The 11,407-nt window shown below is 65.3% G+C and carries 11 protein-coding genes and 1 pseudogene; 9 read left to right on the plus strand and 3 right to left on the minus strand.

What is annotated here, in order from left to right; translation table 11 throughout:
• Positions 1–120: 120 nt before the first annotated feature.
• Together BFF94_RS34790 and BFF94_RS34795 are read right to left on the minus strand one after the other, a co-directional pair.
• Positions 121–1,413, minus strand: a complete 1,293-nt coding sequence (locus tag BFF94_RS34790; RefSeq protein WP_128841424.1) for a substrate-binding domain-containing protein — start codon at positions 1,411–1,413, stop codon at positions 121–123.
• A gap of 294 nt (positions 1,414–1,707) precedes the next feature.
• Positions 1,708–3,030: a substrate-binding domain-containing protein gene (locus tag BFF94_RS34795; protein ID WP_128841425.1), complete on the minus strand. Its 1,323-nt coding sequence runs from the start codon at positions 3,028–3,030 to the stop codon at positions 1,708–1,710.
• A 662-nt stretch (positions 3,031–3,692) separates the two neighbouring features.
• On the opposite strand from BFF94_RS34795, the gene gspF reads away from it, so the two are divergent.
• Positions 3,693–4,910 (plus strand): type II secretion system inner membrane protein GspF, encoded by a 1,218-nt coding sequence (gspF, locus tag BFF94_RS34800; RefSeq protein ID WP_219140372.1) that lies wholly within the window; start codon positions 3,693–3,695, stop codon positions 4,908–4,910.
• A gap of 8 nt (positions 4,911–4,918) precedes the next feature.
• Here gspF and BFF94_RS34805 read toward each other — a convergent pair whose 3' ends face one another.
• A complete protein-coding gene (locus BFF94_RS34805) occupies positions 4,919–5,365 on the minus strand; it encodes a type II secretion system protein N (RefSeq protein ID WP_128845387.1) in 447 nt (148 codons plus the stop codon).
• Positions 5,366–5,429: 64 nt separating this feature from the next.
• On the opposite strand from BFF94_RS34805, the gene gspG reads away from it, so the two are divergent.
• The 8 genes and pseudogenes from gspG to BFF94_RS34845 all read left to right on the plus strand — a co-directional run.
• Positions 5,430–5,909: a type II secretion system major pseudopilin GspG gene (gene gspG, locus BFF94_RS34810; RefSeq protein WP_372454365.1), complete on the plus strand. Its 480-nt coding sequence runs from the start codon at positions 5,430–5,432 to the stop codon at positions 5,907–5,909.
• 13 nt (positions 5,910–5,922) lie between these two features.
• Positions 5,923–6,417 carry a GspH/FimT family pseudopilin gene (locus tag BFF94_RS34815; protein WP_246637482.1) on the plus strand — a complete coding sequence of 165 codons (495 nt, stop codon included), beginning with the start codon at positions 5,923–5,925 and terminating at the stop codon, positions 6,415–6,417.
• Positions 6,418–6,445: 28 nt separating this feature from the next.
• Positions 6,446–7,921: a type II secretion system protein GspL gene (gene gspL / locus BFF94_RS34820; RefSeq protein WP_219140373.1), complete on the plus strand. Its 1,476-nt coding sequence runs from the start codon at positions 6,446–6,448 to the stop codon at positions 7,919–7,921.
• Positions 7,885–8,397 (plus strand): type II secretion system protein M, encoded by a 513-nt coding sequence (locus tag BFF94_RS34825; RefSeq protein WP_128845379.1) that lies wholly within the window; start codon positions 7,885–7,887, stop codon positions 8,395–8,397. The genes gspL and BFF94_RS34825 overlap by 37 nt, the downstream gene beginning before the upstream one ends.
• Positions 8,398–8,563: 166 nt before the next feature.
• Positions 8,564–9,310 (plus strand): secretin and TonB N-terminal domain-containing protein, encoded by a 747-nt coding sequence (locus BFF94_RS34830; protein ID WP_128845378.1) that lies wholly within the window; start codon positions 8,564–8,566, stop codon positions 9,308–9,310.
• Between the two features lie 6 nt (positions 9,311–9,316).
• Positions 9,317–9,868: an RNA polymerase sigma factor gene (locus BFF94_RS34835; protein ID WP_128845375.1), complete on the plus strand. Its 552-nt coding sequence runs from the start codon at positions 9,317–9,319 to the stop codon at positions 9,866–9,868.
• Between the two features lie 11 nt (positions 9,869–9,879).
• Entirely contained in the window at positions 9,880–10,875 is a 996-nt protein-coding gene (locus BFF94_RS34840; protein WP_219140374.1) for a FecR family protein, read from the plus strand.
• Positions 10,876–11,017: 142 nt separating this feature from the next.
• Positions 11,018–11,407: pseudogene (locus BFF94_RS34845) on the plus strand (RNA-guided endonuclease InsQ/TnpB family protein); the annotation flags it as partial.

The following is an 11,407-nucleotide window of genomic DNA, read 5'->3' on the forward strand; positions in this document are numbered from 1 at the left end:
GCGTTTCGCGACGGTGTTGCGTGATACATGTGCCGATAGTCGCGATTTCGCGTACTAATTGCTACGTCCATGGCGACCCATGGGTGGAGTTGCGGAGGGGAAAAGCGGCTAGAAGACCGCTTAACGACCAGTAACTGTGCCGGCGCAGACGCTTGTGTTGCCGATGTCGAGGTTGTAGCCGCTCGTATTGCTTAGGAAGTCGCTTGAAATGGCCGTCTGGAAGTTCGATGGAATCGTGCCGAAACCGTTGCCGTGAACAATCGATGCGAAGCTGGTGTTCGTGTAGTGGTCGTTCAGGAAGTCATGCAGCGCTTTCGTGACGTTGGGATCCTTGTAGCACTGGCTCAGGATGATCTGGCTCGTGCCGACAACTGGATAGCCGGCGGCCGGATTTCCGATGTTCGGCACCCAGGCTACCGGGTCGGAGGCGGCAATCTTATTGTTCGGCGCCGCGGCGGTACCGAGAGCCATTGCCGCATTCGTGTACGTCGGCGCGTAATACTTTCCGTCGATCGTGTTCACGAGGCTTGCCACCTGCAGTTGCTCCGCGCCCGATGCTGCCGCGACCGTGCTCAACGGAGCCAGGAACGTGTTCGTATCGTCCGGGCTCAGGTACGCGACCGCAGCGCCCGAGGATGATAAAAGTGCGTTGCGCACGCCGCTACTGGTAGTCACGCTTACGAAATTGGCCGGGACGCCCTTCGGGAACGAAGTCGAGAGCGATGGCGTCTCTGTGAATGTGACGCCCGACGCTGTATTGGACGGTGTACAGACGGCAGCCAGATGCCGGGACAATCTCCTGGTTTCAGGACCGAAGGGAGGATAGAGAACCGTGATCGGAGCGTTCAGCGCGTAGGCCGAGCCTGTTTCGGGGTTGGTCACCTGGTTCCAGTCCGTGAGTTTGCCAGAGAAGATACCGCAGAGATCATCGTCATTCAGTGCGATGCTGTGTGCCTGATTCGGCGTCGTTTGTGGCGTCGTCGTGCTGGTTACGGTTGGGCCATTGACGACCGAAATCGCGATCGGCGTAACGATGTACGGAATCTGGATCAGCGGGCCGTTGGTCGTACCGAGGCCAGTCTGGTACGAAGCGATCCCGGCTGTCGACAGTGATACGTCGCTGTTCCCAAAATCGACCGTGCCTGTGAGATTCGCGCTGAGGTTTGCCGGTTGATTGTTTAGGAACGCGATCTGGCCGGCGAGCGGGCCGGCTGAATAGTACATGAACGTTGCTTCGGCGGTGCCGAACAGGCCGATTTCGGTCGTGGTGTTGCCGGTCGCACCGATTATTGGTGCGACGAGTATCGAACCGCCGCCTTGAACGAGCGGGCCCGCAGCCATCGCGGCTGTGGTTCCCATGCCCGAACTGAGAAGAGCGAGGACCTGATAGATCTTGCGCTTGCTGGACTTCATGAGAATTCCCTTGAGTGGAGATAAATGTGAATCCTGCGGATACGGTCGAAATGCGACGCCGAGCGACGGTAAGTGAAGATTCGCAAGGCGCGTGTGAATTTTTCATAACGTGAAGCACGGAACGTTTTAGTGATTGACCGGATTGCATTGATTTATGAGATAAATCAAAGATCCAAGGTAAATTCACGCCAAAGCGAACTTCCGGCCAATTCACGTATGCGACGGACGATAAAAAACGCCCTTGGTTTCCCAAGGGCGTAGTCGTGTCGGGCAGAAAATCAGCCCGAAGATCGCTTAACGGCCAGTCACCGTGCCCGTGCAGACGCTCGCGTTGCCGATATCGAGGTTCCACGTGCTTGCGTTGCTCAGGAAGTCGTTCGAGATGGCCGTCTGGTAGTTCGACGGAACCGTGTCGAAGCCGTTGCCGTGAACGATCGACGCGAAGCTGGCGTTCGTGAAGTGGGCGTTCAGGAAGTCGTGAACGGCCGTCTTCACCGTCGAATCAGCATAGCACTGGCTCAGGATGATCTGGCTCGTGCCGGAAACCGGATAGCCGGAAGCCGGGTTGCCGGCATTCGGAACCCAGTTTGCCTGATTCGAGGCGGCAAGCTTGGTCGCCGGCGGCGTGACCGAGCCCAGTGCAGTCGACGCATTCGTGTAGTTCGGCGCGTAGTAAGCACCATTCTTCGCGTTCACGAGGCTCGCCACCGGCAGTTGCAGCGCACCGGCCGACGTCACGACCGTGCTCGACGGGGCGAGGAACGTGTTCGTGTAGTCCGGGCTCAGGTATGCGAAGGCTGCCGTACCGGCCGACGAGAGGCTCGCCACCGCGTTGCGCACACCACCACTACCCGATGCTGCAACGAAGTTCGCCGGCACGACGCCGCCCGGGAACGATGCCGTGAACGTCAGCGAGTCGACGAACGTCACACCCGGAGCCGTGTTGGTCGTCGTACAGACAGCGGCCAGGTGGCGCGTCAGCAATTCGGTCGTGCCGCTGCCGTCCGAACGATAAACGACCTTGATCGGTGTGCTGGTCGTCGTATATGCCGAGCCCGTTTGCGGATTGATGACGGAGTTGACGCCGCTCGTGCCGGCCCAGTCGGTGATGCGGCCCGAGAAGATGCCGCACAGATCGTCGTCGTTCAGCGCGATGCTATGCGCTTGACCCGGCGTCGTTTGCGGGGTCGTCGTGCTCGTCACGGCCGGGCCGTGGACGACCGGCACCGTGATCGGCGTGACGACGTAAGGGATCTGGATCAGCGGGCCGTTGGTCGTGCCGAGGCCGGCCTTGTACGACGTGAGCTGGGCGGTCGACAGGGCCGCATCGCTGTTCGCGAAGTGGACCGTGCCCGTGACCGTCGAGCCGAAATACGTCGGCTGGTTGTTCAGGAACGCGTTCTGGCCGGCACCCGAGCCAACCGAGTAGTACGTGAACGAGCCTTGGGCGGTGCCGAACAGATTGATTTCGGTGTTCGCGATACCGATCGCGCCGATGGTCGGGGCGACGAGCGACGAACCGCCGCCGTGGATGTCCGCGGCCATCGCGGCCGTGGCGCCCAGGCCGGAAACGAGAAGAGCGAGGACTTGACAGATCTTGCGCTTGCTGGATTTCATGAGAAATTTCCTTGGACGAAGATAAACGGGAACCCCTGCTACTGCGGTTGGAATGCTTATGGACCGCCGGGTAAATGTAGGTGGAAATCCGTATGAAGCGTGTGAATTTTTCATAACGAATGGTGCGTAACATTTTGTCGAATAAATAATTGCATTTATCGGGTTGATAAAGCGGCGATTCAGCCGCTATTCGGAGCAGGCCGGAATGCCCAGATATCGGGATTGCACAAGGAGCCGTGTCGGCGCACCGCGTCTCGCAGCCCGTACGGAGCACGGTGCGAGCCGTCTGAGTCAGGCGAGATCCGCAACGGGGCTAGCGCAATTTCGAGGCGGTTTTGTGGCGGATGTTACGGAACATTCCGGACGTCGATGACTATCTGCTCACACGATGTATTTCTTCCATCGATGGAATTATGTCGGTTATCAAGGTTCGATAAATAATCTCGTTGTTAATGTCTGAATAATTCGACGGTCCGATAAAAATGAAATCGTTTTTACGATATAAGAATAACGCCGCCCGGTAATAAACCCCGCCAAAAAGGTAGCCCAACATCCGTCACAAATTTGCGCCGGTTCGCTCCTTAGTCTTCCCCAGCGACTCCATCCGGTGCATTGCACGACGTCGCCGAAACAAGTCGAACGCGTGACACGAGGGCACTGACATGTCGGCATTCCGCTACGAAGCGATCGATCTCACCGGCCGCACGCTGAAAGGCGTGCTCGAAGCCGACAGCGCGCGCTCCGGCCGCAGCCAGCTGCGCACGCAAGGCCTCACGCCGCTCGTCGTCGAACTGGCCGCGCAGCGTCTGCACGGCGAACGTCATCAACGGCTGTCGCTCGGCCGCAAGCTGTCGCAGCGCGAGCAGGCGATCATCACGCGCCAGCTCGCGAGCCTGCTGGTCGCGGGGCTGCCGCTCGACGAAGCGCTGTCGGTGCTGAGCGAGCAGGCCGAGCGCGAATACGTGCGCGAACTGATGGCGTCGATTCGCGCGGAAATCGTCGGCGGCCATTCGTTTGCGAATGCGCTGACAGAGCATCCGCGCGATTTTCCGGAGATCTACCGCGCGCTCGTCGCGGCGGGCGAGCACACGGGCAAGCTCGGCGTCGTGCTGTCGCGTCTCGCGGACTACATCGAGCAGAGCAACGCGCTGAAGCAGAAGATCCTGCTGGCGTTCACGTATCCGGGGATCGTCACGCTGATCGCGTTCGGCATCGTCACGTTCCTGCTGAGCTACGTGGTGCCGCAGGTGGCGAACGTGTTCACCAGCACGAAGCAGCAGTTGCCGACGCTGACGGTCGTGATGATGGCGTTGTCCGATTTCGTGCGGCACTGGTGGTGGGCGGCTCTGCTGGCGACGGTCGCGATCGTCTTTGCAATCCGCAAGGTGCTGTCGCAGGAAGGGCCGCGGCTCAGGTTCGATCACTGGCTGCTGACCGCGCCGCTCGCGGGCAAGCTCGTGCGCGGCTACAACACGGTGCGCTTCGCGAGCACGCTCGGCATCCTGACGGCGGCCGGCGTGCCGATCCTGCGCGCGTTGCAGGCGGCCGGCGAGACGCTGTCGAACCGTGCGATGAGCGCGAACGTCGACGATGCGATCGTGCGCGTTCGCGAAGGCTCGGCGCTGTCGCGTGCGCTGGCCCATACGAAGACGTTCCCGCCGGTGCTCGTGCACCTGATCCGCTCGGGCGAGGCGACCGGCGACGTGACGACGATGCTCGACCGCGCATCCGAAGGCGAATCGCGCGAGCTGGAGCGCCGCACGATGTTCCTGACGAGCTTGCTGGAACCGCTGCTGATCCTCGCGATGGGCGGCGTGGTGCTCGTGATCGTGCTTGCGGTGATGATGCCGATCATCGAGCTGAACAACATGGTGCAGTGATGCGCGGCTCAGCGCACGAACGCGTTGGCCTTCTCCGTGGCGGGCAGCGCGATCTCGCGTTGCAGGCCGTTGCGGTCGACGACGATCGAGCGTGCGCGCACTTCGGCGAGTTTCGCGGCTTCGCCGATCGCCGAGCCGAGCGATACGACGCGCGACGTTTCGCCGCCGACGCTGACGATCGCGGCTGCTCGGCGCGCGTCGAACGCGAGCACGCCGAGCAACTGGATCGCATCGCGGCCGTCGTCGGGTTTTGCGCCAAAGAGCTGTGCGCTGGCCGTGACGTCGAACGGCGCGGGCGGTGCGGGGCGAGCCGGCGTCGATGCATCGGGCGCGCTTAGCACGTGTGCGGCCCACAGCGAGACGGCGACGAGCGCCGCGCCGGCGGCGACGGTCGCGACGAACGGCAGCAGATCGATGCGGAACGGAATGGTGCGGAGCAGGGCGAGCGGTTTCATGGCGACGGATCGGTTCGATGAACAGGGAACGGTTTCCATTCTTTGACGCAAGGGTGAATGCATGATGACGCGCCACGAAGAAGCTCGAACGTTGCACGCAGGCCGGCTGCATGACAATGCGCGCCGTCGCACGCAACGCGGCTTCACGCTGATCGAGATCATGGTGGTCGTCGCGATCCTCGGGATTCTCGCGGCGCTGATCGTGCCGAAGATCATGAGCCGCCCCGACGAGGCGCGCCGCATCGCCGCGAAGCAGGACATCGGCACGATGATGCAGTCGCTGAACCTGTATCGCCTCGACAACGGCCGGTATCCGTCGCAGGAGCAGGGGCTCGCTGCGCTGATCCAGAAGCCGACCACCGATCCGGTGCCGAACAACTGGAAGGACGGCGGCTATCTGGAGCGGTTGCCGAAGGATCCGTGGGGCAACGCCTATCAATACCTGAACCCGGGCGCGCACGGCGCGATCGACGTGTTCAGCTATGGCGCGGACGGCAAGCCGGGCGGCGAGGGGAACGATGCGGACATCGGTTCGTGGCAGTAACGGGATGACCTTCATGCACCGGAACATGCGGCGCCCGTTCGTTGCGCGTCGCACGGCAGGCTTCACGCTGCTGGAGATGCTGGTCGTGCTCGTGATCGCCGGGCTGCTGGTCGCGATGGTGACGCTCGCGCCGTCGCGCAATCGCCGCACCGATCTGGCGGAGGAGGCGCAGCGCCTGGCGAACCTGCTCGAATCGGCCGGCGACGAAGCGCAGGTGCGGTCGATGCCGATCGCGTGGCAGCCGGTGGGCGGCGGCTATCGCTTCGTGCAGCGCACGGAAAGCGGCGCGTGGGCACCGATGACGGACGACCTGTATCGTGCGCGCCGCTGGGGCACCGAGGTGACGGGCGTGTCCGTGCGTTACACCGGCGGCGGTGAAGCGCCGTCGCGTATCGTGCTCGGCAGCGAAAGCATCGACGTGCCGGTGACGATCACGCTGTGGTCCGGCGACGTGCGGATGGCTGTCGTCGGCACGGGCATCGGCAACTTCGTCGTGCGCCGGCCATGAGCGGCTGGCGGCCACCGCGGGAGGCACGATGTCGAGCCTGATCGTGCTGCTCCCTTCGATCTCTACGTTCGACGCGCGGCGCTGGGCCGTCGTCGCGATGCCGTATGCGTTGTTCGACTGGCGCGGGCAACTGCTGCGTGCGGGCCATGCGAATCGCGATGCATGGCCGAAGGCCGCCGCGATCGTGCTCGTGATCGCCGCGCGCGACACGCTGCTCGTCGACGTGAGCCTGCCGCCCGTCACCGGTGCGAAGCTGCGGCGCGTGCTGCCGCACGCAGTCGAGGAGTATCTGATCGGCGACGCGCAGCAGAGCCACGTCGCGGTCGGTCCGGCAACGAGCGGCAACACCGTGCGGCCGCTGGCGGTCGTCGAACGCGCCCGGTTCGGCGACGTGATCGACTGGCTCGGCGCGGCCGGCCATCGGCGCGTGCGCGCGGTGCCGCTGATTCATTGCATGCCGGTGCGCGATGACGAACCGGCGGATGCGCACAAGCACGGCGCCGCGCCGGAAGCGAACGGCGCGCAAGCCGTGCGTGCGACGCCGGACAGCGACGAAGGCAACGACGCGACGGCAGTCATGAACGGCGAAGCGGATGTCCTGATCGTCTGTCCGCCGGCATCCTGCGATGCAGGGGATGCGGTCGACGTCGAGTGCGAAGCCGGGAACGATCCGCAACGGCTCGAACTGGCCGTCAAGCGTGGGGCATCGGGGTTCGGTTTCGAAACGCATGCCGCTGGGCTGGACGTCGCGATCGCGGAGTTGTCGAAGCGCGATGCCGTTCGCGTGCATGCGCTGGTTGTGAGCGCGCACGATGCGACGGAATCCGCCGTCGTCGAGCAGGGCGTCGAAAGCGGCCGGCGCGGCAACGGCGATTCCGGTGCGATAACCGCGTCGGTCCTTCGTGAAGGCCGCTACCGGCATTCGGCCTTCCCGCTCGCCGCACTGACGCTGCCGTGGGAAGCGCTTGCGCGCGGCGCGCTCGCTTGCCCGTTCGATCTGTGCCAGTTCGAATTCGCCCGTAACACGCGCACCGGCGGCGGCGGGTGGCGGCGTTGGCGCGTGCCGGTCGGTCTTGCGATCGCATCGGCCGTCGTCGCGATCGCGACGATCAATGTGCAATGGTTCCAGCTTCGTCACCGCCAGGACGCGCTGAACGCGCAACTGACAGACCGCGTTAAAGCCGCTTTTCCCGGCACGACCGTGATGCTCGACCCGCCGATGCAGATGCGAACCGGGCTCGAACGATTGCGCACGGCGGCAGGCGAGCTGCGCCCGGACGATTACCTCGTGCTGGCGGCGGCGCTGTCGCGCGCGCTCGGCCCGATCCCGTCCGATGCGATCGCGACGCTCGACTATCGCGACGGCACGCTGGCCGTTGCATTCCGGCCCGGCACCGCGATCGACGGAGAAGGTTTTCGCGGACGCTTGCAGGCGCAGGGGGCCACCGTCAACCAGGAGGACGCGAAATGGATGCTCGGTTCGAAGCGGCCCGCGCCGCGCTGACGCAGTGGCTCGACGGCCGTTCGCCGCGCGAGCGCGCGCTGCTGGCAGCCGGTGGCGCGGCGATGCTCGCGGCGCTTGTCTACAACGTGCTATGGGAACCCGCCTACACCGGCCGCACACGCATTGCGGCGAGCCTGCCCGCGTTGCGGGGCCAGGTGGCCGGCGCGGACGCACAACTGGCGGAAGCGCGGCGCCTTCGCCCGGCCGCCGCGATCCGGGCGCCGACCGGTGCTGCGCTGCGGGATGCGCTTGCCGCAGCGCTCGCGCAGTCCGGCATCGCGAAAGCGCAAGTCGCGGTGCTCGGCGAAGGCATCCAGGTGGACGCCAAAGGCGTGCCGTTCGCGGCATGGATGGACTGGCTCGACCGCATGCGCCAGACGCACCACGTCCGCGTCGTGAGCGCACACGCAAGCGCGGACGGCAAGCCGGGCGTAACGACCGTGTCGGCGATGCTGCAACCGCAAACGGTTCCGTAAGCACGTCGTACGCGAAGGAATCGCAACGTATTGAATCGCTTCGCTGCACGCTTCACCTGACTGTCACAGTGCCCGCTCACAATCTGTCGTTCGCCTGCGACGGAACCGCTCACGGGGGGGCGCGTGCCGGCATGCAGCGTGCAACTCCACTTCCGTCCAGGAATTCATGACTCGTTCACGGGCGCCGACCGGTGTCCTGGCGCTCGTCGCGTGGCTTGCGTTCATCGCGCTGTGCATGCGCGGCGCGCACGCGCAGGAGACCGGTTCCATCGGGCGTCAGCCAGGCAGCGTGGCGCACTTCGATCTGCCCGCGCAACCGCTCGCGAAGACCTTGCAGGACTTCGCGCGGCTGACCGAGCTGATCGTGCTGGCGCCGGCGCCGCTGCTCGACGGGCGCACGAGTGCACCGGTCCAGGGCGAATTCGCGCCGCGCGACGCGCTCGAGCGGATGCTGGCCGGAACGGGGTTGCGTGCGGAATTCTCGCGTCCGGACGAAGCGATCATCGTCTCGCAACCGGCCGCCGAAATGGCGCCCGCTCCGGCTGACACGCCGGTGGATGCCGCGCTGCCGATCGACGGGATCGGCGATTCCGGCGATCGGCGCGCGTTCGCGGGCCTGCTGCAGGCGCATCTGATCGACGCGCTGTGCGCGCAGCCGGCGGCGGTGCCGGGCAGTTATCGACTCGTCGCGCAGGTGCGCATCGACAACAGGGGGGCGGTGGTGGCGGTCAACATGGTGGCATCGAGCGGTTCGGCCGCCCGCGACGCGGCGGTGATGCGCGCGCTGCGCGCGCTGAAGCTGGACGACGCGCCGCCGGCGGATCTGCCGCAGCCGGTCACGATCCTGTTGCGGCCGGCCGGCAGCGGCGTGCATTTCCGCTGTCCGGCGCCGCAGCCGGCCGTTCGAGGCTAGGCCGCGATGACCGACAGCAACCGCACCGGGCTCAGGAAGCTGCTGGCGGCGCGCTATGCGTATCTGGTCAGGCGCCTCGAGCGCGTGACGGGGTCGAAGGACGGCGCCGCCGACGCGCTGCACGAAACCTGGCTGCGCCTCGAGAACGCGAACGTCTCCACGCAGGTGACGAATGCGGACGCCTATATACTCGGGATGGCGAACAATGTCGCGATCGACCAGCATCGCCGCGAACGACGGCATCTGCACGACGACGATGTCGAGACGCTGCTCGAGATGCCCGACGAACTGGCCGATCCCGAGCGCATCGTCACGGCGCGCCGCAAGGTCGAGACACTGAAGGACGTGCTGCGCGGCCTGCCGCCGCGGCGTCGCGCGATCCTGCTGGCCGCCCGCGTGGACGGCCTGCTGAATCGCGAGATCGCCGAGCAGTTCGGCATTTCGCTGCGGCTCGTCGAAAGCGAGCTGAGCGCGGCGATGAAGTACTGCCTGCAGCGCATGCAGGAAGAAGACGGTGATTCGTACACGGGTTCGCGAGGCGGCCCGCGCAAATTTTGAGCATCCGGACGATGACGAAAGCCCAGGCCGAACCTGCCCACGACGAACTCGACGAAGCGAGTGCGTGGCTGCTGCGTCTGCGCTCGGGGAACGCGAGCCAGGCCGAAGCCGACGCGTTCGAGCGCTGGTGCGCCGATCGTCCGCAAGCGGCCGAGCTGCTGCGCGGCACCTGGAGTTCGCTGCGCACGGCCGCGACCGAACTCGCGCACGAGGAGCGCACGGCCGCTGCCTGGGCAAACATTGCGAAGCGCGAGCGCACGATGCGCACCGGGCGGCGCGCGTTCGTCGGCTTCGCGGTCGCGGCCGGCGCGTCGTGGCTCGCGCTGCGCCCGCCGATGCAGTTGTGGCCGTCGCTCGGCGAACTGGCGGCCGACTATCATACGGGCACCGGCGAGCAGCGCAGCGTCGCGCTGTCGTCGCGCGTGACGGTGGAACTGAATACGCAGACGCGTCTCGACGTGCTGGCCGTGAACGATGCCGCGCACGGCATCGAAGTCGTCGCGGGCGAAGCGGAGATCGACGCGGCCGCGCCGCCGGCCGACCGCGCGACGCCGATCCAGCCGGTCATCGTGGTCGCGGGCGGCGGCCGCATGCAGGCGAGCGTCGCGCGCTTCAACGTGCGGCGCACGGGTGCGCAGGTCTGCGTGACCTGCCTGTCCGGCACGGTCGCGCTCGAGCATCCGCGCGGTGCGCGCACGCTGAACGCCGACGATCAGGTCTTGTACGACGATCGCGGCGTGCAACCGGTGTCGCGGATCGATCCGGGCGCGGTCAGCGCATGGCGGCGCGGCATGCTGGTGTTCAACGGCGTGCCGCTCGCGGAGGTCGTCGACGAGATCAATCGCTACCGGCGCGGCAGGGTCATCCTGCGCAGCGCATCGCTCGGCGCGAACCGGATGCAGGCGCAGTTTCCGATCACGCGGCTCGACGACGTGATCGACATGGTCGGCCGCCTGTATGGCGCGCACATCACGCGCCTGCCCGGCAACATCGTGCTGCTGAGCTGACCGGCTTCCCGCGGCATACTTCCTCCGTTTTCCCCCCGCGGGCGATTCATCAGAATTTGCTCCGAGAAACCCCGCCATTGATGGCGGGAAGGAAAGGCGTGCTGTTGACAGGCAGCTTCTTCCACGGGTTAGGATGACCGGCATGATCCTTGTCTACCGCTACCGCGTGAAGTCGCTCAACGGACTGCTCAACACGCAGAGCCGTGCGGTGAACTACGTCTGGAACTTCTGCAATGACACGCAGAAGCACGCGCTCAAGTGGAGCAAGAAGTGGCCGACGGGATTCGATCTGAACGTGCTGACGACGGGGAGCAGCAAGGCGCTCGGCATCCACTCCGGCACGATCAACGCGACGTGCGAGCAATATGCGAAGTCGCGCAGTCAGCACCGTCGGCCCTGCCTGCGCTATCGCGGCAGGAAATCGCTGGGCTGGGTGCCGCTGAAGGGCCGTGACCTGAAGCGCGAGGGTGACGCGTTCCGTTTCGCCGGCAACACGTTTCGCGTGTTCAACAGCCGGGCGCTTCCCGAAGGC

It is taken from the genome of Burkholderia catarinensis, from assembly GCF_001883705.2.
Taxonomy (GTDB): domain Bacteria; phylum Pseudomonadota; class Gammaproteobacteria; order Burkholderiales; family Burkholderiaceae; genus Burkholderia; species Burkholderia catarinensis.

Coding starts and splice junctions, on each gene's coding strand:
- BFF94_RS34790 (WP_128841424.1), bottom strand. CDS start 1,413: ATGAAGTCCAGCAAGCGCAAGATCTATCAGGTCCTCGCTCTTCTCAGT.
- BFF94_RS34795 (WP_128841425.1), bottom strand. CDS start 3,030: ATGAAATCCAGCAAGCGCAAGATCTGTCAAGTCCTCGCTCTTCTCGTT.
- gspF (WP_219140372.1), top strand. CDS start 3,693: ATGTCGGCATTCCGCTACGAAGCGATCGATCTCACCGGCCGCACGCTG.
- BFF94_RS34805 (WP_128845387.1), bottom strand. CDS start 5,365: ATGAAACCGCTCGCCCTGCTCCGCACCATTCCGTTCCGCATCGATCTG.
- gspG (WP_372454365.1), top strand. CDS start 5,430: ATGACGCGCCACGAAGAAGCTCGAACGTTGCACGCAGGCCGGCTGCAT.
- BFF94_RS34815 (WP_246637482.1), top strand. CDS start 5,923: ATGCACCGGAACATGCGGCGCCCGTTCGTTGCGCGTCGCACGGCAGGC.
- gspL (WP_219140373.1), top strand. CDS start 6,446: ATGTCGAGCCTGATCGTGCTGCTCCCTTCGATCTCTACGTTCGACGCG.
- BFF94_RS34825 (WP_128845379.1), top strand. CDS start 7,885: ATGGATGCTCGGTTCGAAGCGGCCCGCGCCGCGCTGACGCAGTGGCTC.
- BFF94_RS34830 (WP_128845378.1), top strand. CDS start 8,564: ATGACTCGTTCACGGGCGCCGACCGGTGTCCTGGCGCTCGTCGCGTGG.
- BFF94_RS34835 (WP_128845375.1), top strand. CDS start 9,317: ATGACCGACAGCAACCGCACCGGGCTCAGGAAGCTGCTGGCGGCGCGC.
- BFF94_RS34840 (WP_219140374.1), top strand. CDS start 9,880: ATGACGAAAGCCCAGGCCGAACCTGCCCACGACGAACTCGACGAAGCG.